This is a genomic window from Actinomyces sp. 432 (genome assembly GCF_009930875.1).
Classification (GTDB): domain Bacteria; phylum Actinomycetota; class Actinomycetes; order Actinomycetales; family Actinomycetaceae; genus Actinomyces.
Window position 1 is genome coordinate 2,271,631 of sequence record NZ_CP025249.1, and the last position, 23,649, is coordinate 2,295,279.

The 23,649-nt window shown below is 69.7% G+C and carries 20 protein-coding genes, 3 tRNA genes and 1 pseudogene; 8 read left to right on the forward strand and 16 right to left on the reverse strand.

What is annotated here, in order from left to right; genetic code table 11:
* Positions 1 to 10 precede the first annotated feature (10 nt).
* Positions 11 to 364 carry a DUF2304 domain-containing protein gene (locus CWT12_RS09445; protein WP_161924600.1) on the forward strand — a complete coding sequence of 118 codons (354 nt, stop codon included), beginning with the start codon at positions 11 to 13 and terminating at the stop codon, positions 362 to 364.
* 1,904 nt (positions 365 to 2,268) lie between these two features.
* Here the strand turns inward: CWT12_RS09445 and CWT12_RS09450 are convergent.
* Entirely contained in the window at positions 2,269 to 3,159 is an 891-nt protein-coding gene (locus CWT12_RS09450) for a glycosyltransferase family 2 protein (protein ID WP_237564128.1), read from the reverse strand.
* Positions 3,160 to 3,363: 204 nt separating this feature from the next.
* Here CWT12_RS09450 and CWT12_RS09455 point away from each other — a divergent pair, with 204 nt between their 5' ends.
* On the forward strand, positions 3,364 to 4,590 hold the full coding sequence (locus CWT12_RS09455; protein ID WP_237564129.1) for an LCP family protein: 1,227 nt from the start codon (positions 3,364 to 3,366) through the stop codon (positions 4,588 to 4,590).
* 468 nt (positions 4,591 to 5,058) lie between these two features.
* Positions 5,059 to 6,141, forward strand: coding sequence for an LCP family protein (locus tag CWT12_RS09460; RefSeq protein WP_202616187.1), 1,083 nt, complete (start codon positions 5,059 to 5,061; stop codon positions 6,139 to 6,141).
* Between the two features lie 97 nt (positions 6,142 to 6,238).
* Here CWT12_RS09460 and galE read toward each other — a convergent pair whose 3' ends face one another.
* The 3 genes from galE to CWT12_RS09475 form a co-directional block, all read right to left on the reverse strand.
* Entirely contained in the window at positions 6,239 to 7,240 is a 1,002-nt protein-coding gene (galE, locus tag CWT12_RS09465) for a UDP-glucose 4-epimerase GalE (RefSeq protein WP_161924602.1), read from the reverse strand.
* 105 nt (positions 7,241 to 7,345) lie between these two features.
* Positions 7,346 to 7,879 (reverse strand): 5-(carboxyamino)imidazole ribonucleotide mutase, encoded by a 534-nt coding sequence (purE, locus tag CWT12_RS09470; protein ID WP_161924603.1) that lies wholly within the window; start codon positions 7,877 to 7,879, stop codon positions 7,346 to 7,348.
* Between the two features lie 121 nt (positions 7,880 to 8,000).
* Entirely contained in the window at positions 8,001 to 9,254 is a 1,254-nt protein-coding gene (locus CWT12_RS09475) for a 5-(carboxyamino)imidazole ribonucleotide synthase (RefSeq protein ID WP_161924604.1), read from the reverse strand.
* A 47-nt stretch (positions 9,255 to 9,301) separates the two neighbouring features.
* Here CWT12_RS09475 and CWT12_RS09480 point away from each other — a divergent pair, with 47 nt between their 5' ends.
* The 3 genes from CWT12_RS09480 to CWT12_RS09490 all read left to right on the forward strand — a co-directional run bounded on the left by CWT12_RS09480 (position 9,302) and on the right by CWT12_RS09490 (position 12,150).
* Positions 9,302 to 10,576, forward strand: coding sequence for a hypothetical protein (locus tag CWT12_RS09480; protein WP_442862526.1), 1,275 nt, complete (start codon positions 9,302 to 9,304; stop codon positions 10,574 to 10,576).
* A gap of 178 nt (positions 10,577 to 10,754) precedes the next feature.
* Positions 10,755 to 11,198 (forward strand): GtrA family protein, encoded by a 444-nt coding sequence (locus CWT12_RS09485; RefSeq protein WP_442862560.1) that lies wholly within the window; start codon positions 10,755 to 10,757, stop codon positions 11,196 to 11,198.
* 265 nt (positions 11,199 to 11,463) lie between these two features.
* Complete coding sequence (locus CWT12_RS09490; protein WP_161925423.1) at positions 11,464 to 12,150, forward strand: VTT domain-containing protein; 687 nt, start codon at positions 11,464 to 11,466, stop codon at positions 12,148 to 12,150.
* Between the two features lie 458 nt (positions 12,151 to 12,608).
* Here the strand turns inward: CWT12_RS09490 and CWT12_RS09495 are convergent, their stop codons facing one another.
* The 4 genes from CWT12_RS09495 to CWT12_RS09510 form a co-directional block, all read right to left on the reverse strand.
* Positions 12,609 to 13,688 carry a sensor histidine kinase gene (locus CWT12_RS09495; protein ID WP_161924606.1) on the reverse strand — a complete coding sequence of 360 codons (1,080 nt, stop codon included), beginning with the start codon at positions 13,686 to 13,688 and terminating at the stop codon, positions 12,609 to 12,611.
* Between the two features lie 39 nt (positions 13,689 to 13,727).
* Positions 13,728 to 14,396: a response regulator transcription factor gene (locus CWT12_RS09500; RefSeq protein WP_161924607.1), complete on the reverse strand. Its 669-nt coding sequence runs from the start codon at positions 14,394 to 14,396 to the stop codon at positions 13,728 to 13,730.
* A 63-nt stretch (positions 14,397 to 14,459) separates the two neighbouring features.
* Entirely contained in the window at positions 14,460 to 15,581 is a 1,122-nt protein-coding gene (locus CWT12_RS09505; protein WP_442862527.1) for an adenylate/guanylate cyclase domain-containing protein, read from the reverse strand.
* 168 nt (positions 15,582 to 15,749) lie between these two features.
* The gene (locus CWT12_RS09510) at positions 15,750 to 16,661 is read right to left on the reverse strand and encodes a biotin--[acetyl-CoA-carboxylase] ligase (RefSeq protein ID WP_161924609.1); all 912 of its coding nucleotides are present in this window, start codon (positions 16,659 to 16,661) and stop codon (positions 15,750 to 15,752) included.
* 93 nt (positions 16,662 to 16,754) lie between these two features.
* Here CWT12_RS09510 and CWT12_RS09515 point away from each other — a divergent pair, with 93 nt between their 5' ends.
* Positions 16,755 to 17,432 (forward strand): Maf family protein, encoded by a 678-nt coding sequence (locus CWT12_RS09515; protein WP_161924610.1) that lies wholly within the window; start codon positions 16,755 to 16,757, stop codon positions 17,430 to 17,432.
* Here CWT12_RS09515 and CWT12_RS09520 read toward each other — a convergent pair.
* The 5 genes from CWT12_RS09520 to CWT12_RS09540 form a co-directional block, all read right to left on the reverse strand.
* The gene (locus CWT12_RS09520; protein WP_161924611.1) at positions 17,418 to 18,200 is read right to left on the reverse strand and encodes a MaoC/PaaZ C-terminal domain-containing protein; all 783 of its coding nucleotides are present in this window, start codon (positions 18,198 to 18,200) and stop codon (positions 17,418 to 17,420) included. The two genes, CWT12_RS09515 and CWT12_RS09520, sit on opposite strands and share 15 nt — an antisense overlap.
* A 104-nt stretch (positions 18,201 to 18,304) precedes the next feature.
* The gene (gene rpmG / locus CWT12_RS09525; protein ID WP_203234195.1) at positions 18,305 to 18,517 is read right to left on the reverse strand and encodes a 50S ribosomal protein L33; all 213 of its coding nucleotides are present in this window, start codon (positions 18,515 to 18,517) and stop codon (positions 18,305 to 18,307) included.
* Between the two features lie 13 nt (positions 18,518 to 18,530).
* Positions 18,531 to 18,604 (reverse strand) — tRNA-Met (locus tag CWT12_RS09530).
* 40 nt (positions 18,605 to 18,644) lie between these two features.
* Positions 18,645 to 18,717, reverse strand: a tRNA-Thr gene (locus tag CWT12_RS09535).
* Between the two features lie 118 nt (positions 18,718 to 18,835).
* A tRNA-Tyr gene (locus CWT12_RS09540) sits at positions 18,836 to 18,920 on the reverse strand.
* A gap of 261 nt (positions 18,921 to 19,181) precedes the next feature.
* Here CWT12_RS09540 and CWT12_RS09545 point away from each other — a divergent pair.
* A complete protein-coding gene (locus tag CWT12_RS09545; protein ID WP_161924612.1) occupies positions 19,182 to 19,832 on the forward strand; it encodes a hypothetical protein in 651 nt (216 codons plus the stop codon).
* A 33-nt stretch (positions 19,833 to 19,865) separates the two neighbouring features.
* Here the strand turns inward: CWT12_RS09545 and htpX are convergent, their stop codons facing one another.
* From htpX to CWT12_RS09560, 3 genes and pseudogenes are all read right to left on the reverse strand, one after another.
* Entirely contained in the window at positions 19,866 to 20,729 is an 864-nt protein-coding gene (htpX, locus tag CWT12_RS09550; protein WP_161924613.1) for a zinc metalloprotease HtpX, read from the reverse strand.
* 51 nt (positions 20,730 to 20,780) lie between these two features.
* Positions 20,781 to 21,896: an alanine dehydrogenase gene (ald, locus tag CWT12_RS09555; protein ID WP_161924614.1), complete on the reverse strand. Its 1,116-nt coding sequence runs from the start codon at positions 21,894 to 21,896 to the stop codon at positions 20,781 to 20,783.
* A 73-nt stretch (positions 21,897 to 21,969) separates the two neighbouring features.
* Positions 21,970 to 23,456 (reverse strand): annotated as a pseudogene (locus CWT12_RS09560) (FAD-dependent oxidoreductase).
* Between the last annotated feature and the right edge of the window lie 193 nt (positions 23,457 to 23,649).

Here is a 23,649-nt window from a genome sequence, read left to right on the forward strand (position 1 = left end):
ACTGGACGCCATGAGCTCCCAGATCATCATCCAGATCCTCCTGATCCTCGCGGTCGCCGCCATGGGGTGGATGATGCTGCGCTCCCCGGGCGGCGCCCGGCACCAGGCGGGGCGTCGGCTCCTGACGCTCGCCTTCGTCGTCTTTGCCATTGCCGCGATCCTGGCGCCGTCGCTGCTGACGCGGCTGGCACACCTGGTCGGGGTGGGCCGGGGCACCGACCTGCTGCTGTATGCCCTGGTGGTGGCGTTCCTGTTCCAGATCCTGTCCTCCTTCCGCCGCAATGCCGCCCGCGAGCGGCAGATCACTCGGCTGGCGCGGCGAGTGGCGCTGAATGACGCCCCACCGCCGCCCTCGCTGCCCTAAGACGCACCACACGCAACGACGTCCGTAGCGGAGCAGCCCTCGGCGAGGCTTCCCGCATCTCCGGGCTACGACACTTGGCGAGGAGGCGTCGGCAGGCGCGTTGAGCCTTGCCCACTCGAGTCGGCTCAGGAAGCCGTCCAGATCCCATCTGGCCCTTGCATCCCGTCCTGGCGAGAACCTCAGCGAGTGCGCGACACGCGCAACTCTGGCCTTAACCGGCTCTTCGTGTTTGTGGGTGTGGGGGGGGTTGAGCTGGGGCTGTTGGTGTTGGTTGTGTTCGGGGCCCTGTTTGACGAGAACCGGCCCATCAGGTGGCCGAGTACGACACGGCGGCCACCACGCCCAACAGCGCGGGTCGTATTCGGTCGGCGTCGGGTAGTCGACTACGACCTCACACGCCCGAGTACGACCTCCGCCCGGCCGAATACGACCTCGTCAGCCCGAGAACGTCCCCAGTGCGGCGAAAACGGCCTCGTGGGCCCGAAACCCTCCACGATGTGGAGGGTGTGGGGCGAATGAGGTCGTATTCGGCCAGCGTCGGGTGGTCGAGAACGACCTCGCACGCCCCAAAACGACCTCATCATCCCCAAAACGACCCGCTACGCCCGACCGAGTACGCCGGCCATTACCCGGCAGGCCACCACCGGGAGCACCCGGCCAGCTCAGGGCCGAGGGAGACGGCGTTGGGAACGCCACTTCGGCGCCTACTACGCCCGTTGGGTGCTTGCTGAAGGCTTCCGAGCCCTTCAGCAAGCACCCAAGTGGCGTTGCCAAGCCCGAACCGGCGTAGTAAACGCCCATGCGCCTCGGCCACCGCCACCAGCAGCCCTAAGCCATGGCCGCCAGCACGCCGCCGGGCCTCGAACCGGAAGGGCGAGTTAATGGGCTCTTCTGGTCTAGGGGTGGGGCGGGCTAATGGTTGGCGAGCACCGGGATCGCCGTTTGTGCGCGTGCTCCGGTAGGTACGGCGCACGGCCCCGCTCCGGCGTGCACCTTCCCGCGGCGCCTGGGGTGTGGTACTCGCATGCTGTGACCTGGGTGCGCATTGGACACCTCCCCCGGTGCCTGCGATGCGGTAGCAAAATCGCTGGACTCACTGGCCGGAGCCTTCGACAGCTGCCACCGCGGTCCGGCGCCCCGGTCCGGGAACCGCACGGCCTCAACGACTCCAACGATTCGTCCACGCCGCCAACACGGCCGGACCCGTCGGCCCGAGCACAGCGTTTGCCTACTTGGACCATCTGCGCGCGCTTCTGGAGAAGTCCGGGTAGGCGCGGCCGTTCCCAGCCGGGCGCGGGCCAGCCAGCCGTACCCCGGACACCACTCCAACCTCATCCTCGGCGCGCGCACCGGAAGAGCCGAAACAGCGGCTCTTTGCGCTCAAGGCTTGGGCTGCGGCGGCCCGGCGTGAGCTCAGCCGCCGTGCGGAGGTCTACATGTCGGCCTTCTGCGGCGGTCAGTACGTGCCAGCGTGCGCGCTGATGACATGGATTGCACCACTTTGGAACTTGCTGCCGCAGCTTCCGCCGACCGCGTCCGCGGAACCATGCGGTTTGTTAGCTCCGGAACACGGCCACTACCTGGAAAGTGGTGCATATTGTGACAGAGCGGACCCGGTAAGCGGGGAGCTGCCGCGGCAAGTCAGTCTCCGCACAGCCCTGAGGGGCCTAGGCGGCGCCTTCGTCGTCACCGCCCATGGCCTGTTCATCTGCGGCCACGCCCGAAACCGCCTCGCGGGCCTCCTCCGCCGCCGACGCTGAGTCTCAAGAACGTCAGCCGGACCGAGGCGTCGGCGGCAACTCACCTTCCCGAACGCGATCTCGGCGACACCAAGCATCCGCGCCAGGTTCGGGCCGTACATGCCGGGCGTGCCGACCCCACGCCCGGATCACAAGAGCGCATTCTCAGCCGCGACGGGCAGAGCGCACCGCGATCTCCTCGCGGGCCCGCAACCCTGCAGACACCAGCCAGCGCACAGGCGCCTGCCAGGCGGCCGGGTGGCTGGCGTTCACGTAACGGCGCGCGGAGTCGTGATGCGCGCGGATCATGCGCTCGGGCCGACTCTTCCAGCTGGCGCCCTGGGAGTGGACGACTACAGCGTCGGGCACCTGCAGGTTCAGCCAGCCGGCACGTCCCACACGCGCACCCAGATCCACATCCTCAAAGAACATGAAGTAGTCCTCATTGAAGCCGCCAAGGCGCTTCCAGGCGGCGGCGGGCAGCAGCACGCAGGCGCCGGACAGCCAGCCCACGGCGTGGGTGGCGTCCTCATTCGTGCCGTGGTACCTGGCGGAGAAGGGATTGCCCGGCCACACCCTCCCGAGGACGGCGTGTCCTGCGCCACCTACCAGCGTCGGCAGAGCGCGCCCGGACGGGTAGATGCTGCCGTCCGGGTTGAGCAGCCGCGGCCCCAGGCAGCCGGCGCGGGGCTCGGCGCGCGCGGCCTCGATCAGCGTGTCCAGGCTTCCTGGACGCCAGACGATGTCCGGGTTGGCAACAACGATCCAGTCCTCAGTCAGGTCGCGCGCGGCCAGGTTCGCCCCGCCCCCGTAGCCGCGGTTAGTGCCGTCACCGACCACACGCGCCCCGTAGCGCTCGGCGGTGCTCTCCACCCGCTCATGCTCGGTACCGTTGTCAGCGATCACGACGGCGGGGACCCGTGCGGTGGCGGCACGCAGGGACTCGAGGAAGCGTTCAAGCTCCGGGCCGGGGTTGTAGGCCACCGTGACCACGCGTACCGTTCCCAGCGGCGCCTGGGCGGACTCGCGGGACGGTTGGGACGCTACGTCAGTCACGCTTGGGAGACTACACGCGCCGGGGCCCCATGGCTGCATGCCTGGGCCGCGGGGCGTACCGTAGGGTGGAGCCATTACAGTCACCTAGGATTCCTCCTTGCTAAGGACGGAGAATCGCAGCTCCTCACAGACGGGTTCTTTATGATCATGGCCGTGTCATCCCACGCCAAAGCCAAACCTCACGCGCGGCACTCAGCCAAGGACATGAGCCGGAGCGCTGCGCACAGGTTCCTGCTGGCCGGATTCGCCGTCATACTGTTCATCGTCTCCGGGGTCGGCCTGGCCTGGTATGACCTCCAGTCCCAGGTGAACAAGCTCGGCATCGATGACTTCCTGGGCAAGGACCGCGCCCGCCAGGTAGTGGACAGCTATGAGGGGCGGTCGGTCAACATCCTCATCCTGGGAACCGACTCCCGCGCGGGCGCCAATAACGTGGACGGCTCCGAGGGCAGTGAGGAAGTTGCGGTGGCGCGCTCGGACACCACCATGATCCTCCACCTGCCGGCGGACCGCTCCCGCATCGAAATCGTCTCAATCCCGCGTGACCTGCTGGTGGACATCCCCGCCTGCAAAACCGCCGACGGCGACACCACCGAGGCCATGACCTACACCTCGTTCAACGCGGCCTTCGCCAATGGCGCCGGCGCCAGCGCGGATGACGCCGCCGTCGCCGCCGGCGTGGCCTGCACCGTGGCCACGGTCGAGGACCTCACGGGGCTCTACATCGATGAGTACCTCGTTGTGGACTTCAACGGCCTGACCACCACCGTGGACGCGCTGGGCGGGGTCACCCTCTACGTGGATGAGGACATCAATGACACCGAGTTCACCGGGCTGGTCATGAAGAGCGGCTGCCAGCATCTCGACGGCGCCACCGCGCTGCAGTACGCGCGCGTGCGCCACGGCGTGGGCGATGGCTCGGACCGCCAGCGCATCCCCCGGCAGCAGAACCTGGTGTCGGCGATGCTGCGGACCGCGAAGTCGAAGAACTACTTCACCGACGCCGACGCCCTGTACAGCTTCGCCCGCGCCGCCCTGGGCTCGCTGACCACCTCACCCGGGATCGGCTCCCTGAGCACGCTGGCCGGATTGGCCATGTCCATCAGCAACGTCGGGATGGATCAGGTGACCATCATCACCATGCCCAACGAGGAGGCGCCGTGGGATCTGAACCGCGCGCTGCCCACGGATGAGGCCGACTACGTCTGGAAGGCGATCAAGGCCGACACCCCCGTCACGGACGCCCTGCGCGAAGCAGCCGCCCAGGATGCCACCGCTGCGCCGTCGTCGGACTCGACCGAGCAGGCGCAGGCTGACGGTGATGACGCGGCACAGCCCGACGCCGCGCCGGAGCAGTCCTCAGCCCCGACGCAGGCACGTACCCCAACCGCTACCGCGACCACGCAGGACCCCGCCGCGCAGTGCCACTGAACACCCACTGACACCCGCCGACGACGTGCCGACCGAGCCGCAGGAATAGGAGTCCAAGCAGCAGTGAGCAGCACAGACGACGACCTCCCCCCGGCATTCAGCCCCGGAGACGACGGGTCTCGGCGTCGCCCCGGCACCGAGAGAACCCCTGCGCGCCGCTCAGAGCGTACCGGTCCCGGCTCCCCCAGCGGCACGCGCTCCACGGGCAGCGCAGGTGACGGCAGTGGCGTACGCAGTGGCGCGGCACCGCGCCGCCCACGCCCCCAGAAGGCCGACTCATCGGGCCAAGCCGACCCAGCCTCCCCTCCTCGCGGACACCACCACGCCGACGGGGCCACAGCCCGCCCCGGAGCAAACCCGAGTACTCCCAAGCGGGTCCCCGTAAGGAGCCGGGCGCGCTCCGGATCCTCCGCTGTGCCACTGCGGTCGGCCCCCGCGGCTGCAGACGGCCGCGCGTCCACCAGGGTCATGCCCGCCGGCACCGCGCCCTCCGCGCGCAGCCGTAACGTCTCCCCGGCTCTTGCCCCGGCGCGCTCATCCCGGTACGCCCCCTCATCGACCCTGAACCAGCACACCCAGCCGGCTCCGCCGCGGCCCCCCGCGCGCAAACGGCACCGACCCCTGCGATGGCTGGCCATCACGCTGGTCATCCTGCTGGCGCTAGTCGGGGCCCGCGCAGCCTGGCTCATACACGACGTCAATTCCAAGCTCTCACGCGTCCAGGCTCTGTCCGGCGTGCAGGCCACACCCGGGGAGACCTGGCTGATCGTCGGCTCGGACTCGCGGGCCGACGGCGCCGTAGTGGACAACACCGACGGCGCCCGCTCCGACTCGATCATGCTGCTGCACCGAGCCCCCGGCGGGCAGAGCTCCCTGATCTCCCTGCCGCGCGACACCTACGTGGAGATACCCGGTTACGGAGGCAACAAGATCAACGCCGCCTACGCCTACGGCGGCCCCACCCTCCTGGTCGCAACGGTTGAGCAGCTGACTGGGCTGACTGTTGACCACTACGTTGAGGTCGGCATGGGCGGAGTGTCCTCCCTGGTGGACGCCGTAGGCGGCATCAACGTCTGCCTGGACTACGACGTCGATGACGCGGACTCCGGGCTCGTGTGGGACACTGCCCAGGGCGAGTGCCAGGACGTCGACGGCGCCAAGGCGCTCGCCTACTCCCGCATGCGGAAATCCGATCCGGCCGGCGATATCGGACGCGCCCTGCGGCAGCGGGCGGTCATCTCCGCCGTCGTCTCCCGCGCTGTCTCACCCACCACACTGCTGAGCTTCACCCGGCAGGACGCCCTCGTAAACGCGGGCACCAAGGCGCTGACGGTTGACGAGGACACCTCGGTACTCGATCTTGGCAAGATGCTGCTGGCCTTCCGCTCCGCCTCGAACGCCGGCCTGACTGGCGCGCCGCCCATCGCCAGCGTGGACTACGAGCCCGGCGGCATCGGCGCGGCCGTGCTGCTACAGGACACCACTGCCCCGGACTTCTTCGCCAAGCTCCGCGCAGGCACGCTGACTGCCGCTGACTTCGACCAGCCCTGAGCCGTCCGCTCCGGAGCTGCCTGGCAAGCGGCGGGCACCGCCGTGGCCGGGGATACCCGTCGGCGGTGCCCGCGTGCACCGGGGACCGGTGCGGTGTTCAGCCGAAGTGAGGCCGGTCCGGATCGGCCTGCCAAGCGGAGAAGGACGATGCGACGATGTCGTCCAGGTCGTGCTCGGCCTCCCAGCCGAGTACCTCGCGGATACGCGAGGCGTCGCCAATCAGCTGCGGCGGATCGCCGGCACGGCGGTCCAGCTCCTCCGGCCGCACTTCACGGCCGGTGACGGCAACGACCGCGTCAATCACCTTGGAGACCACCTCGCGCACCGAGGACCCCTGCCCCGTGCCGACGTTGAACACGTGCTCGCGCATCTCCTCCTCGCCGGCCAGGTGGTCCAGCGCCGCGATGTGGGCGCTGGCCAGGTCGCGCACGTGGATGTAGTCGCGGATGCAAGTGCCGTCCGCAGTGGGGTAGTCGGTGCCGAAGATCTTCGGGGACTCGCCACGGGCCAGACGATCGAGCACCATGGGGATGAGGTTGAGGGTGGCCATGTCACCCAGGTCGTCCCAGCCCGCGCCGGCTACGTTGAAGTAGCGCAATCCCGCCCAGCGCAGCCCCCAGGCACGCTCGCAGTCGGCCATCATCCACTCGCCAATGAGCTTCGTCTCCCCGTAGGGGTTGATGGGACGGCAATCGATGTCCTCGGGCACAACCTCCACGGGCGGCATGCCGTACACCGCTGCGGAGGAGGAGAAGATCATCCGCTCTACGCGGGCCTGCTCCATGGCCAGCAGCATGTTGGCCAGGCCGCCCACATTCTGCTGGTAGTACCAGGCGGGTCGGGCAACGGACTCGCCCACCTGCTTGCGGGCGGCGAAGTGGATGACCGCCTTGACGTCCTTACGGTCCATCAGGTCCGCCAGGGCCTCGATGGCGTTGCCGGCGGCGACGTCGAGCTCAACCAGCTCGGCGTCTCCTACACGCCCGGGGGTTCCGTAGGACAGGTCATCAACGACGACGACCTCATCTCCACGCTCTTGCAGCAGACGAACAACATGGGCACCGATATATCCGGCACCACCCGCAACGAGGATGCTCATGGGGCGATGCTACCGGTGGCGGCATCGCTCCGTATATGCCCAAGGTCCAACTCGCCGGGCCGTGCGGCGTCGGCCCAGCGGGCTGACGCCAGGCGGTGACGGGCCTCAGTCCCGCCCAGCGACCTCGCGGCGCAAAGCTGCTCCCTTGGCGTGCGCAGTATCGGCGAGCTCGGCCTGGAATGCGCGCATGGCGGCGCGTAGGCAGGCAGCCTCCGCCCCCTCCCCCGCGCCCAGGATGCGTGCGGCTAGCAGGCCCGCGTTGCGAGCGCCGCCAATGGATACCGTGGCGACCGGTACACCGGCGGGCATCTGGACGATCGACAGCAGCGAGTCCATACCGTCCAGGTACTTCAGCGGCACCGGCACGCCGATCACGGGCAGCTCGGTGACGGCCGCGAGCATTCCGGGCAGGTGGGCGGCGCCCCCAGCCCCGGCGATGATGACCCGCAGGCCCCGCCCGGCGGCGTCGCGCCCGTAGGCGAGCATCTCGTCCGGCATGCGGTGGGCGGATACGACGTCGGCCTCGTAGGGGATTTCCAGCGCGTCGAGGGACTCGGCGGCCGCCCGCATGGTGGGCCAGTCGGAGTCCGACCCCATGACGATGCCGACGACTGGTTGCTGGTCCTGCTGCTGGGTCATGGGGCTGCTCCTACATTGAATCCGCCGCTTGCTGCGTCGTCCGCCCACGCCAGCCGCGGCGCGGTGCGGGACGGACTCGTCAAGCCTATGACGTGCCGCGTGACCGCCCCAAGGATTCGGCTCAGGCCTCTGCGCGCAGGATCGCGACGACGGCGCGGGCCCGCTCGCGCACGGCGGCGATTTCCGCAGCGCCCGTGGCCGTGGTGGTCATATTGACGTGTCCGAGCTTGCGGCCGGGACGCCACTGCTTGCCGTAAAGGTGCAGGTGGGCCTCGGGCTCGCGTGCCAGAGCACGGGCGAGGGCATCGGCGGGCATCTGCTGCTCCCCGCCCAGGAAGTTGACCATCACGGTGGTGGGGGCCGTCGGCGTCGTCGCTCCCAGCGGCAGGTCGAGGACGGCGCGCATGTGCTGGGCGAACTGGCTGGTCACCGCGCCCTCCTGGGTCCAGTGGCCGGAATTGTGGGGGCGCATGGCCAGCTCGTTTACGTACAGGCGGGTGCCCTGCGGGCCCTCGACGGCGAACAGCTCAACGGCGAGCACCCCGGTGACATCCGCACGCTCGGCAATGGTGCGGCCGATGTGCTCCGCCTGCCCGACGGCAGCGGGCTCCAGCCCGGGGGCCGGGGCCACCGTCTCAACGCAGATGCCGCCGGACTGCACTGATTCGATCACCGGCCAGACGGCGACCTGGCCGGAGGGACGTCGTGCCAGCAGAACCGCTAGTTCACGGGTGAAGGGAACCGCCTCCTCCACCAGCAGGCTGGTCACGGCGCCTCCGCCCAGGCTGCCACCACCGCCAGTACCGGCCGCCGCCCGCCCGGCGCGAGCATCGGCAGTGGACTCCAGCCATGCCGCAGCCTCACCCTGGTCCAGCTCAACCGCGGATCGCACCATGAGCACCCCGTGCCCGTCATAGCCGCCGCGGGGCGTCTTCAGCACTACTGGCCAGCCGTGCGCGGCAGCGAAGTCAGCCACCTGCTCCCGCATCTGCTCGGTAGTCCCGGCCACTTCCGCCCAGGCCGGCTGCGGCAGCCCAGCAGCATCGACGGCACGGCGCATGGCGAGCTTGTCGCGGGCCAGGAGCAGCGCCTCGGGCGCCGGCCGCACCGCCACCCCCTCCGCCTGCAGGTGGGACAGCAGCGCAGGATCCTGGTGCTCGTGCTCAAAGGTGAGTGCATCCGCGCCCGCGACCAGGGCACGTACGGCGTCGGCGTCGTCGGCACGGCCAACCGGGGAATCGACCGTCACCTGCGCAGCAGAGCCGTCCGCGGACTCGACGAGGGTGCGCAGATGAATACCCAGCGCGGAAGCCTCCTCCTGCATCATGCGGGCCAGTTGGCCGCCTCCGATAACGGCAAGAACGGGGGTGCTCACGGCTCCACCCTAGTGGCGGTCCCGGCTCGGCCCCGTACGCTGGCGCCGTGTCCGACTCCTCCGCACCCGACGCCGGCGCGGTCACCGCCTCCGGCCCGCATGACGGTTGTCCATCCCCACGTCCACACCGGCGGACGGATCAGGCGCCCACGGGTGCGAGCCGGCCCGCCCTCGCCGCCCTGCCCCGCTGGGCCGCGGTGCTGGCGGTGTGGGCCGCGTCCACTGCGCTTTCCCTGCTGCTGCTGCGCATGGGCGCCCAGGACACGGGGGCCACGGTGTGGGCGCCTGAGGCGCCGTCGTGGATGCAGCAGGCCTCATTCTGGGACTCCGGCTGGTATGACCGCATCGCCCGGGAGGGTTATCCGGCTCAGCTACCCACCAGTAGCGACGGGACGGTGCAGCAGAACGCATGGGCCTTCATGCCGCTGCTACCCCTGGCGGCCTCCGCACTGACGGCCACGGGCTGGTCCTTCTACGCGCGTGCAACGGTGATCGCGCTCGCGGCGTCGGCACTGGCCGCACTGGTCCTGGACCGCTGGCTCGGTCCCCGTGTGGGCGAGCGGGCGTCCCTGTGGGCGGTAGCGCTGGTCTGGTGCTCGCCGTGCGCGGTGGTACTGCAACTGCCTTACGCCGAGTCGCTCGGCCTACTCGCGGTGGGACTGGCGCTCATGCTGGCGGAGCGAGGCCGGTTCCTCACGGCGGTGCCGGCGGTGGTCGCGGGGGCCCTCGCCCGTCCACTCGGCGTTCCCCTGACGGCCGCCCTGGGGCTGTGGTGGCTGTGGGAGACAGTGCGTGCTCACCGCGGCCTTGAGAACGTCAGCAGGGGCGGGCGGCTGCGCCTACTGGCGCTGGCGGGAGCCGCGGCCGCCTCCACCGCCGCCTGGCCGCTGTACGCCTGGATAGTCACCGGCCGTCCCGATGCCTACACGGCCACCGAGACCTCTTGGCGCGGCGGCACGCTGATGCCCGCGCTGCAGTGGCTCACCCGCAGCCAGTGGTGGGTGGGTGACCACCTGGGATGGGCGCTACTGGCCGGCGTCGTGGCGCTGTGCTGCCTGGGCGTGTCGGCGCCCTCGCTGCGGCGGCTCGGCGCCCCGGCGTGGCTGTGGTGCGTGAGCTACTGCCTGTACCTGCTGGTCTTCTTCGACCCGACGACGTCAGTGTTTCGCCTGCTGCTACCGCTCGCCCCGGCGGGGTGGGCCCTGGCCGCCCGGGCTACGCCACGGCTGCGCGCGGCGCTGCTGGCCGCAGGTGTCATAGGCCAGGTGTTCTGGATCAGCTGGGTGTGGGATGGTTACAGCGCAGTCGTGTGGGTGCCGTAAGATCGTAGTCGTGATGAAAGCGATATCTGAGACGGGGTCCGCCAACCCGCCTGTTTTCACCGAGGCCCCCGGCGCACTCACGTCCTACCAGCCTGAGCCGGGCACGCCGCCCCCCGCGCAGGCGGCACCGGGTGAAGAGGTCACTCGCGCCTACCGCCCCCACGCCCGGGTCTGCGTCATCGACCGCCTACTGGCGTGGCTGCGGGAGCTGACCCAGTTCGGCCTGGTTGGGGCGCTGGCATTCATCATCGACTCCGGCATGTTCAACCTGCTCCAGCACGGCCCCACGGGGGTGCTCGCCGGGCATCCGAACACGGCCAACCTGGTCTCCGCCGCAGTGGCGACGGTTTTCTCCTGGGTGGCCAACCGCAGCTGGACCTACCGCGGCCGCACGCGCGAGAGCATGGCCCGGGAAGCGGCCCTGTTCGCCTTCGCCAACGCCGGCGGCATCCTGATCACCCAGTTCTGCCTGCTGTTCACCCACCATATCCTGGAGCTGACCGGCCCCCTGGCGGACAACGTCTCCGCCTACGTAGTCGGCTTCGCCCTGGGAACAGCTTTCCGCTTCTTCTTCTACCACTACGTCGTCTTCACCGGCGATGGCGACGCCGCACCCAACTGAGCAGCCAATCCCGCCTCTGCCACTCACAACTCCCGGCTCCGCCCAGAGCCCGCGGGCACACTCGATGCCCCGGGCCGGACGTGCGGCACGCATCGTCGTGCGGCACACATCGTGGTCATGCAGCACCGCGCACAGCGTGCAAGCTGTCACGGCGAGCCGTTGGGCTCACACGCGCGTGCCCGATTCCACAGCCGAGATGCGGCGCCCGTCTCGGCGGGCACCCAGGGTTTGTTCCTACGCTGAGCGCGTGATTGCGCTGCCTGCTATGCCCGCCCCTGCTCTCGGACCTGAATGGCTCGACGCCGCCAACCTCATCACCAAGATCGTCGAATGGTTCGGCCCCTGGGCCATCGTCGGCGTGATGCTGGTCATCTTCGCGGAGACCGGCCTGCTGGTCGGTTTCTTCCTCCCCGGGGACTCCCTGCTGTTCACCCTGGGGATGTTCGTGGCCACCGGCGCCGTTGGAGTATCCATCTGGGTGGCCGCGCCACTGGTATGGGTGGCCGCAATCATCGGGAACCAGACCGGATACGCCATAGGCCGTAAGGCCGGGCCCGCCATCTTCAACCGGGAGGACTCGCGCCTGTTCAAGCAGGAGTACGTAGAGCGCACGTCTGCGTTCTTCGCACGGCACGGCGGGAAGGCAATCACCCTCGCGCAATTCGTGCCAATCGTGCGTACCTTCACCCCGGTGATGGCGGGTGTGGGCCGCATGCATTACTCCCACTTCCTCGGCTTCAACGTGCTCGGCGCCACCTTCTGGGCCTTCGCCATCACCTGGCTGGGCTACCTGCTGGGATCGATCGCCTGGATCCAGAAGAACATCGACGTCATGATCCTGGGGATCGTCTTCGTGTCGGTGCTGCCGATGCTCATCACCGCCCTGCGGAACAAGCTTGGCTCCGCCAAGCGCGAGGCTGCCGAGCCGGTAAGCGTCGAGGCCACCAAGTAGGCCCGGCCGGGTGGCCCCGGGTAGCGACGGGCGTGGATCCTGCGAGCCTGCCCGGGGGCGGCGTCTCTACTTGAACCGCGTTCCGGCGCATGGACCGTCTGAGAACGCGTTTAAGGCGGCCCAACCGCAGATTTGGGGCCCAACCGCAGCATGGCGGTCCAACTGGGGCCGTGGGAGTGCTGCGACGGCGCAGGCCAGTTCCCCGTCACCTTGCTGGTGGCTCCGAGTGGTCCACGGCGCGGGCCAGTTCCCTGCAGCAAGCGCCAGCCAACCCGCGCAGGGGTGGGCCGCCGCCCACGCACCGTTGGCCCGCCTGCGGCGCTGGAGGCGCCAGGACTGCGAACGCACGCCGGTAGCAGGACGCCTCTCGGGCAGCCCCAAGCGGGTCCGACGGCAGCTTGCCCCGCCGCCCTGCACTGGCTTAGCCCGACATCGGCATGGACGGCTCGGCAGGCCCCTCAGATCCGGCGGCGCCGCCCCACGCTGACCAGCGCCCCACGCGGCAGCACGTTATTGGGGTCCAGTGACTTGGGCACCGCATTGAGCAGTATCGAGAAGACGGCGGGCTTGCGCTGGGACAGCTCAATACGCCCGCCGTCGGCCTCCACCAGGTCCTTGGCCAGCGCCAGGCCCACACCGGTGGAGCCGTGCCCGGAGACATTGCGCTCAAAGACGTTCGGGGCGATGTCCTCGGCCACTCCCTCACCCTCATCCGCAACATCAATGAAGACACCGTGCCCGCCGTTCGCGCTGCGCACGGACACACTGGTTGTGCCATCGCCATAGCGCAGTGAATTCTCAATCACCGTGGCCAACACCTGGGCCAGAGACCCGGGAGTGGCCAGCACCGGCATACCGACGGCGTCGGAGAAAGTGACCTCGCGCCCGGCGTCGTGGAAGGCCGGCTCCCACTCCTCGCGCTGCTGCTCGAACAGATCAGAAAGGTGCAGCGCCTCGGTGGTGCCGCCACCGGTACGCCGCGAAATACGCAGAAGGTCCTCCACCACGCCGGTGAGCCGATCGACTTGCTCGATGCAGGCGCGAGCCTCCTCACGCACCTCCTCCTGAGTGGAAAGCAGCTCGATCTCCTCCAGCCGCAGGCTCAGCGAGGTCAGGGGCGTACGCAGCTGGTGCGAGGCATCGGAGGCGAACTGCCGCTCGGCCGCGATGCGCCCTGCAACGCGCTCGGCACTGCGCACGAGCTCGGCCTGCACCAGGTCGATCTCCTCGATTCCGCTGCTGCGCAGCCGGGGCCGCACCTGGCCGGAGCCGAGCTGCTCGGCCTCGGCAGCCAGGTAGATCAGGGGCGCGCTGATGCGGCGCGACCCCCTGGCGGCCACGATATAGGCGGCAACCAGCGCCACCGCGGCCAGCGCCACGGTGGTCACAACGACTATGAAAATGACGCGTAGATGATCGTCACTGGCGGAGGAGGCCCGGGAGGCGACGGCGATCCACGCCCCGCCCAGGGGCACTCCCAGCAGGACGACGGCGACGGACACGGCCGCCATGGTCATCTGCATTGCTCGGCGTCGCATGGCACCTGCCTTCTTCGGTGGCCTGGCTCAGGCGTGGGCTCAAATCGCCAGCCGGTAGCCCCCACCATCCGCGATCAGCAGCGCCGGGTTGTCGGCGTCGTCGCCGAGTTTCCGGCGCAGCCAGGTGATATGCATGGCCAGCGTGTGCTCGGAGCCGGTGGGGTCCTCACCCCACACTTCCTTGAGGATGTCCTCAGTGGACAGCATCTGGCCCACTCCGCGCACCAGCACACGCAGCAATTCGAACTCACGGGTGGTCAGCTGAAGCTCCTCCCCACGGGCGAAGGCCCGATGGCCGGCCACGTCGACGCGAATATCGCCGGCCACCAGCTCGTCCTCGATCGCCTCACCGGAGGCACGCCGCACCTGTGCGCGCACGCGGGCCAGCAGCTCGGCCAGGCGGAAGGGCTTGGTCACGTAGTCGTCCGCCCCCGCGTCAAGTCCCACCACCAGGTCGGTGTCCTCGCTGCGGGCGGTGAGCATGAGGATCGGGATGGTCAGCCCCTGGGCGCGCACCTGCCGGGCCACATCAAGGCCATCGATGTCCGGCAGGCCGAGGTCGAGGACGATGATGTCCGCCCCGTCCAGATCCTCCAGGGCCCCCTTGCCCGTGCCGTGGGCGTGGACCTCGTAACCCTCACGGCCGAAGGCGCGGGCGAGCGGCTCGGAGATGGCGGGGTCGTCCTCAACGAGAAGCACATTCGTCATGCCCTGGATCGTATGCGACCAGGGCGGGAGGCGTCATCCTCCGCTGGCAGGAAGTGTCGCGCCTCAGGCACGGGCGAGCGCCCATGGGGTGACATTACCCAGACCCTTGGCGACTACTTCGTGACACGGGTGAACCGTGTACAGGTGGGCGTCCGGGCCGTTGATGAGCTCCATGGCGGTTGCCTCATCCATCCGGATGCCCCCGGGCTCAGCGGTGTCAACCAGCCGGGAGGCCAGGTTCACCGGAGGCCCGAAGACATCGCCGGAGCGGGAGACGACCCGCCCCTGTACCAGGCTGGCACGCACCCGCATCATCTCCGGGCCGGACTGGAGCTGCTCAACCAGCGCTGTGACAACATCGGCCGCCGTGCTCAGATCATCGGCGATGTACATCACGGCGTCGCCAATGGTCTTGACCACGCGGGCGCCGCGGGAGGTGACGACGTCCCGCGCGGTGGACTCGAAGTCGTCAAGCATCTCGGCCAGCTCCAGCCGGCCCATGGTCTGGGCGCGCTGGGTGAAGGAGACGATGTCCACGAATCCCAGCGAGCGGATGAGCGGGTAGAAGTCGGGGCCGGCGTCCTCACGACCGCGGCGGGACACCTCCGAATCGGTGCGATCCAGCAGGGAGGCCAGGTGTCGGCGCCAGACGTAGGTCAGCTGCGCGGACAGTGAGTCGACCATCTCGTCGATGTGGTCCAGGGCCACCAGCCGGGCGGCGGTGTCATCCAGGTGGAGGCGCTCGGAGATGTCAGCCACCAGCGTCTCAAACTGCCATAGCACCAGCCGGTCCATGGTGAAGGACTGGGCGCGCAGCAGCTCCAGGACACTGCTGGCGGCGAGTCCGCCCCCGGGGGCGTGGGCCGAGGGCAGGCCGTCATCATTGTCATCGATCAGGTCGGCCACATTGCGCAGGGCGACCGCATCCTGCGCGGTGAAGCGGACCTCATCGGGATCGACGTCGGCGAAGCCCATGGCCCGCCAGAAACGACGCGCCAGATCCAGCCCAGTGCCGGCGTGCACGGCAATCTCGCGCAGGCTGAGCGTGGGCACGCCCTCCAGTAGCCGCTGCTCGTGGCCGCGGACGGTGCCGGCCGCCTTGCCGGCGGACCCAGCCGCCGAGACGGCGCCGGCATACGAGTCCCCGGCGGGGTCGCGCGGCTCGGGGGTCTGTGGGGCGGTCACCGCGTAAGAGTAGCGCACATCACAGGCCGGTGATCAATAGGTGAATCAATCAGGGCGGTCACAAGGCCGACCAGCACTCATCCCAGCTGCCGCCGTATGCGTAGTGCCGCCGCTCGTACCGATACTGCGCAGCGGCACCGCCCACCCGCGCGCTGGCCGCGCCGCACGCTAATTCCGCTCCCTGACCGCGGTGACATCCCCCGCGGTGACCTCGATAAGGCGCGCACCCGTACCGTCACCGACTTGCAGGACCAGCCCGGGGCTGAGGTCGACGGCGACGCCCGCCACCTCCCCGTCGGGCCCGTTGACGCACACTGCCTGCCCGAGGGTGGCACAGGCGCTGCGCAGTTGCCTGCCCAAGGCGCCGTCACCGGCGTCAGGATCGCCCCCGACAGACTCCCACAAGGAAACGAGCTCAGCCAGGCTGCGCCCGCAATCGTCCAGCAGCGGGCCGGCGGCGGTGTCCGCCGCCCCCAGCGAGGCCAGGGAGGCGGCCCAGGGCACCGGCAGCTGCTGCGCGTCTTGAGCGAGGTTGACGCCGATTCCCACGATCACGGCCACGGCGGCATCCCGGGAGGCGGGCACGGCGGCCCCCGTCGGCACAGGGCCACGCGCCCCGGGGGTAACCATTTCAGTGAGGACGCCGGCCAGCTTGCGGCTACTCCCCCAGCCGGGTACCGCTGCGGGGGCGCACGTCGCCGGGCCCGGCAGTGCGATCACGTCATTGGGCCACTTGGTGGCCGTGTTCCACCCGCTGCCCGACAGCCTGGGCGCGAGGGCACGGGCTACGGCCAGGCCCGCCAGCAGCGGCAGCCAGTGCAGCCGGGTGTTGGGAACCAGTGGCCGCACCACGATTGAGGCGGTCAGCGCCCCTGTCGGCGGCGTGGTCCAGACGTGGTCGGCGCGGCCGCGGCCAGCGGTCTGCGTACGAGCGCGCAGCGCCGATAGGTGCGGCCACCGTACGGAGGCGACGGGGTCGAGGCCGCCGTCGGGGCCGGTCAGGGCCCGCCGCAGATCCGTGTTGGTCGAGCCGGTGCGCTCCACTACCACTAGCCGGCTGAACGGGGAGCGGGCGGTCATGCCAGCAGCCTACGCGACCGCCGAGAACAGTCGAGGCGACGAAGCCCGGCTCCGGCGTGGGCTTGCGGGAGACCGGGCACTAGGCTTGAGCGCGTGCTTGTCCTGGCATCCCAGTCCACCGGCCGTCTGGCCACCCTGCGGGCAGCCGGCGTCGATCCGCAGGTACGGGTCTCCGACGTCGATGAGCCCCGAGTCCTGGCCGACCTAGCCGCCGCGCGCCGCGCCGGCGGCTCACCGGCTCCCACACCCGCAGAGCAGGTGCAGGCTCTGGCGCAGGCCAAGGCACTTGACGTGGCGGGCAGCCTCCCGGACGCGGCGGCACAGGCGGACCCGGACCTGGTGGTAGTCGGCTGTGACTCCATGCTGGAGATCGACGGGAACGTGGTTGGCAAGCCGGGCACCGCGCAGTTGGCCCGCGAGCGCTGGCGGGCGATGCGGGGGCGCAGCGGCACCCTGCACACCGGGCACTTCCTGGTGCGCGCCCGCGACGCCGCTACCGCCGCCGGCGTGTCATCCACGATCGTGCACTTCGGCTCCCCCAGCGACGCCGAGATCGACGCCTACGTAGCCTCCGGGGAGCCCCTGTGGTGCGCAGGCGCGTTCACCATCGACGGCCTGGGCGGCGCCTTCATCGACGGCGTTGAGGGGGATCCGCACGGGGTGGTCGGCATCTCCCTGCCACTGCTGCGCCGCCTGCTGGCTCACCTGGGGGTGACCTGGACGGACCTTTGGTCCCCACCCAGCGCCGCACCCGGCTCAGCGGCGCAATAGGGCGCTGTGCCCGCCGGTACTGATACCGCCCCCGGCGTCGACGTGCAGCGCGACAGAGCCGCCTGCCGGCAGCGGCACGGCCCCGGTGAACCGCAGGTCCACCGTCCCGGAAGCCGGCGCTAGCGCGAGGCTGATGGCACCCAGCAGCAGTCCATGGGCGACTACGTCCCCCTCCCCTACGGGCAGTCCTGCCCGCCGCGCCGCGCCGGCACGCAGGTGGATGGGATTGTGGTCACCGGTCGCCCGGGACCAGTCGCGCACGTGGGCGGCGGTGAGAACGAGCTCACGGACCGGCTCCGCCCCCGACGCCGGAACTGGTCCGCCCGGTGCCGGTGCCGCAGCCGCCGCGCGGCGGGCGAGGTCGTGAGCGACCCGGGCACCGGTCGCCCACCCCGGGCCGGCGGGGCACACGAGCACGGTGCTGTGCACCAGCTCCCAGCCGCCGCGGACGGTGCGGTCCATGGTGGGCTCGAGGTCGCGGGAGGCTGGTCTTCCGCGGGCGTCGGCGGGTACGACGTCGGCCGGGGTGATCCGGCAGCGTCGGTGGATGAATCCGGTCAGGTCCCTGCCACCGGTGCCGTCGGCGGCGTTGCCCGTGTACCGCGGGAGCCGGTCGGCTAATCCGGCCAGTGCCACGACGGCGGGGGCGAGCACGAGCGCAGCAGGCGCCAGGGCCGGGCCGCAGTCCGCTCCGCTCGTGTCCGGGGCAACCGGTTCCCTGTGGGTGGAAGGCAGGCGGGCGAGAACTGCGGCGAGGACTTGCGCCATGTCTGCGGCAAGTGTGTCCGGGACTGCCGTTGCTGCGGGGGTATGGCAAGGCCCCGGCGATCCTGGATCGTCGGGGCCTGCATCCGCGTCGCGCACCGCCACGGTCAGCGGGTCTCGCGGTGCTCCGTGTGCTTGCCGCAGCGCCGGCAGTACTTGGACAGAGACAACCGGTCCGGAGTGTTCCGGCGGTTCTTCTTGGTGATGTAGTTGCGCTCCTTGCACTCCGAGCACGCCAGAGTGATCTTGGGGCGAACGTCGCTGGCCTTGGCCACGTCCTTCTCCTCTCGCTGATCCTCGAGCAGCCCGTTGGGTGCCATGCTCGAACTTGCGTAGCGGGGGAGGGACTCGAACCCTCGACCTCACGATTATGAGTCGTGCGCTCTAACCAGCTGAGCTACCTCGCCAGATGACACTTCAGGGGCCCGTAGGCCCCCGCAGCATCAGAGCCCCGAAAGGGAATCGAACCCTTGACCTTCTCCTTACCATGGAGACGCTCTGCCGACTGAGCTATCGGGGCAACGAGCGGAACTTTAGGCAGATCGGATTTGCCTGCGCAACTCCGTTTCCCGTGGCCTCGCTCACCGCGGTCCCGCCCCTGGGGGCGAGTTCTGGCCGCGGCGTAAACGCCGCAACCATGGTGGCGGGTGAGGGATTCGAACCCCCGTAGCATACTGCGGCTGATTTACAGTCAGCTCCCATTGGCCGCTCGGGCAACCCGCCGGGCTCCGTGCTCGCCGCGGGCCGGTCTTGCCGCCCCACGCCTCTGCTCGGTGCCGTGGAAGGATAGCAAGCCAACGGCTGCGCACGCCAATCCCCACCGTAGGACCCTGCTCACAGCGATGACGGCGCCACGTCCGGCTCCGCAATCACCGAGCTCCTTCTACAGTCGTTGTCATGTCGCAACCTAGGCCCCCTTACCGTCCCGATCAGCGACCCGCACCCCAGGCGCAGCCCATGGCTACGCAGACGCCAGGCGTCCCGATGCCGATGCAACCCGGACAGCCTCAGCACAAGCGTCGTAGTCCCCTAGTCCTCGTCATTGCTGTGGTGGCCGCCATAGCGGTCGCCGCCGGCATCGGCATCGGCATCATCGTCAGCGTGGCATCGCACGGCCGGCCCGTCCCGGCAGCACAGGCCACCGCCGGACAGTGCATCGAGGACCCGGAGGTGAAGGAGCTGGGCCACGTCTACGTCGCTGACTGCGACTCTGCGGATGGCGCCTACAGGGTCACCGCCGCTGCCGGTACCGACTGCACGACCGTGCCAGGAACAACCACCACTTACCAGGATCTATGCATGATCGGCCTTGGCGAGGACCCGAGCGCTTCCTTGATCGAGGTTCAGGAGGGCGACTGCCTGAGTATTGACGACGCCACGCAGGAGGCCGCCGTTGCAGAGTGCACCAGCGGCACCTACCCGGCGCTGAAGGTACTTACCGACGTTGCCGACTCAGATCTCGGGCTGATGGCGGGCGACGAGGACGCCTGCATCGCCGCGGGCGTGGATGAGGATGCTTACTCCTTCTGGTACAAGTGGAACCTGACCTCCTTCATGTTCGACACGGCAGGCGACACGAGGAATCTGCTCAGCCCCAACCAGTTCGTCTTCTGCCTGGGCGATCCCCAGCCGTGACCCGTCATCCCTGACCGGAGGGTGGCAGCCGTCTCAGTAGCCCGCCATCTGCTCCAGGCGGGCGATGCGCTGGGCCATCGGCGGGTGGGTGGCGAACAGGCTCCGCACCCCGCCGAAGGGGTTGGCGATCATCATGGCGCTGACCGGCTCCAGGCGCGGGTCCTGCCGCATGGGTGCGGCGGCCACGCCTGTCTCCAGCTTGTGCAGTGCGCTGGCCAGGGCCAGCGGGTCGTGAGTCAGGACGGCGCCGTCGTGGTCGGCGTCGTACTCGCGGGTACGGGAGACGGCGAACTGGGTGAGGCTGGCCGCCAGCGGAGCCAGCAGCGCCAGCAGGAGCAGAACCAGGGCGTTGGAGTCGCGCCGGTCCCGGCCCCCGCCGAACCACATGATGCCGGTGGCGATCGAGGAGATCACCCCGGCGATGCCCGCGGCTACGGAGCCGGTGAGGATGTCCCGGTTGTAGACGTGGGACAGCTCGTGGCCGAGTACCCCGCGCAGCTCCCGCTGGTTGAGCAGCTGGAGGATGCCCTGGGTGCAGCACACGGCGGCGTGCTGCGGGTCGCGGCCGGTGGCGAAGGCGTTCGGACTCATGGTGGGGGCCACGTACAGCCGCGGCATCGGCTGCCCGGCGGCAGTGGACAGCTCGCGCACAACCGCGTACATGACCGGCTGCTGCACCTCGCTGACCTCGACGGCGCCCATGGAGCGCACCGCGAGCTTGTCGGAGTTCCAGTAGGCGTAGGCCGTCTGCGCCACCCCGATCGCGGGCATGAGCAGCAGCCACACGCTTGAGCCGGTTCCGCGCGCAAGCAGCCAGCCGAGCAGGAGCAGCAGGCCCCACAGTCCCCCCATGAGGACGGCGGTCTTGAGTCCGTTGTGGTGGTTCGTGCCCGTCATAGCGCGAGTGTATGAACGCTCGCTGTGCTGTTCCTGGGAGTGGTGGCCGGCTCAGGCCAGCAGGGCGGCGACGTCGGCGACGTCGAGTCCCAGGGCCTGCCCGACGCCGGCCGTGTACAGGGCGCCGCCATGGGTGGCCAGGCCGCGGGCGAGGTCGGCCCGCTGGCGGCAGGCCTCGTGCCAGCCGCTATCGGCCAGGGCGACGGCGTAGGGCAGGGTCGCGTTGGTCAGCGCGTAGGTGGACGTGTAGGACACGGCCCCGGGCATATTGCCCACGGCGTAGAAGATCTTGCCGTCCACCTCGTAAGTGGGCTCGGAGTGCGTGGTCACGTGGGAGTCCTCGAAGCAGCCGCCCTGGTCGATGGCGATGTCCACGAGTACGGAGCCCGGGCGCATCGCCTCGACCATCTCGTGGGTCACCAGCCGGGGCGTGCGGGCGCCGGGTACGAGCACGGCGCCGATGACAAGATCGGCGGCGGCGACGGCTCCGGCCACGTCCAGCGGGGTGGAGAAGCGGGTGCGGACCGTCCCGCCGGTCAGCTCATCGATCTGGCGCATACGGACCGGGTTGATGTCCATGACGGTGACGTCCGCACCCATGCCCGCGGCCACGCGGGCGGCGGCCAGGCCGGCGGTGCCGCCGCCAAGCACGACGACGTTGGCGCGGCGCACTCCCGCGGCACCGCCCAGCAGCACGCCGGAGCCTCCGTTTGGTGCGAGCAGGGCGTCGGCCCCCACCTGCACGCCGAGCCTTCCAGCGATCTCGGACATGGGAGCGAGCAGCGGCAGGCCGCCGTCGTCGGTGGCGACCGTCTCATAGGCGACCGCCGTGACGCCCCGGTCCATCAGGGCCTCAGTCAGGGCGCGGTCGGCGGCCAGGTGCAGGTAGGTGAACAGCAGCAGGCCCTCACGCAGGTAGCCGAACTCGGAGGGCACCGGTTCCTTGACCTTGAGGACCATCTCGGCCCCGCCCCACACCGCAGCGGCATCGGCGGCGATGGTCGCGCCGGCGTCCACGTAGTCGGCGTCGGCAATGCCGGCACCCAGTCCCGCCCCCGCCTGCACGGTCACCTCGTGCCCGTGCCGCACGAGCGTGTCCACGCCGGCCGGCGTGAGCGCTACGCGGTATTCGTGATCCTTTACCTCGGTGGGTACGCCGATACGCATGGGGCTACCTTTCGCTGCTTGGAGTCCGGGCACTGTGCTCCGGGTGCCTCAGCCTACCGCCCCGACCGGACCGTCAGTCCTGCAGGCGGTGTGCAACTCGCTCGGGCACGCGATCGGGATCCGGCTGGCCGATGAGGTCGGCGGGGGCCTCGGTGCTGCGGGAGATCGCGGTCATCGCTTCACGGGCAACAACCTTGACGCGCTCGCGCGACTTGGCGTCACCGCCGGTGACCGTGACCTCACCGTAGGCCTCGCCCAGCTCGCGCTCGTAGGCGTCCAGCAGCTCCCAACCCTCCCAGGTGGTGTAGGGCACGCCGCGGGAGTCGAGCAGCGCCAGCAGGGCGTCGTGGCCGACCTGGGAGGCGTCGTCGGTGGTGGCGTGCAGCAGGCCGGCGTTGGCATCGGCAACCAGGTTCGTAATTGTCTCCTGGGCGTCGGACTTGGTGGAGCCGATCAGGCCGACCGGGCCGCGGCGGATCCAGCCGGTGGCGTAGATGCCGGTCAGCGGCTGGCCATCATCGTCGAGCACGCGGCCGCCGGCGTTGGGGATCACATGCCGGTCGGCGTCGAAGGGCAGGCCCTCAATGGGACTGCCTGCGTAGCCAACGGCGCGGTAGACGGCCTGCACCGGCCAGTCCCGGAACTCGCCGGTGCCGGAGACGGTGCCGTCACCGTTCAGGCGAGTGCGCTCGGTGCGCAGGGCGCGCACGTGCCCGGCCTCATCGGTGAGAATGGCGGCGGGCGCCTGGAACAGGTGGATGTGGATGGTCCGGGAGGCGGTCAGCTCCTCCGGCTCCTGCATGGCGTAGTTCTCCAGGGCCTTGACCACCTGCCGCTGCTGGTTGGAGGCGGCCAGGGCCTCGCGGGAGCCCTCGTCGTACTCGAAGTCCTCCTCATCGACGGTGACGTCCACATCGGGCTGCTTGCCCAGTTCCCGCAGCTCCAGGGGGTGAACTTCACCTGGGCGGGGCCGCGGCGACCGAAGACGTGCACGTCGGTGACCGGGGACTGCTGCAGTAACTCGGCCACGTTCGCGGGGATCTCCGTGGTCATCAGGTCGCGGGCGTGCTTGGCCAGGACGCGGGAGATGTCCAGGGCGACGTTGCCGACGCCGATGACGGCAACCTCCTTGGCCTCCAGCGGCCAGGTGCGCGGATGGTCGGGGTGACCGTCGTACCAGGAGACGAAGTCGGCGCCGCCGTAGGACTCGGGAGCGTCGATACCGGGGATGTCCAGGGGGGCGTCGGTATCCGCGCCGGTGGAGAAGATCAGGGCGTCGTAGTGCTCGCGCAGCTCGGCGACGCTGATGTCGCGGCCGACCTCCACGTTGCCGATCAGCCGGATGTCGCCGCGCTGCAGGATCTTGTACAGGGCCACGATGATCTGCTTGATGCGCGGGTGGTCCGGGGCCACGCCGTAACGCACCAGGCCGTAGGGGGCAGGCAGGCGCTCGAACAGGTCGATGTTCACGTCCAGGCCCGACTTCGACAGGATGTCCGAGGCGTAGATACCGGCGGGGCCTGCTCCGATGACGGCGACATTAAGAGGGCGTGCGTTCACTGGTCTTCGTTTCTGGTGACTAAGGGTGGATGGCCGGGCGAGCACCGGGCGGTGCGCTGCTCAGGTCGGCCCAAGTGTATGCGGGTGCTCATCAACCGCGGTGTGGCGTGCGTCCCGCTCACCCGACTGGCTTCCGCCGCCCCTCGCCGAGGTCGGTAGACGTTACGTGCCGAGGTCGGCAGAAGTGGCGAAT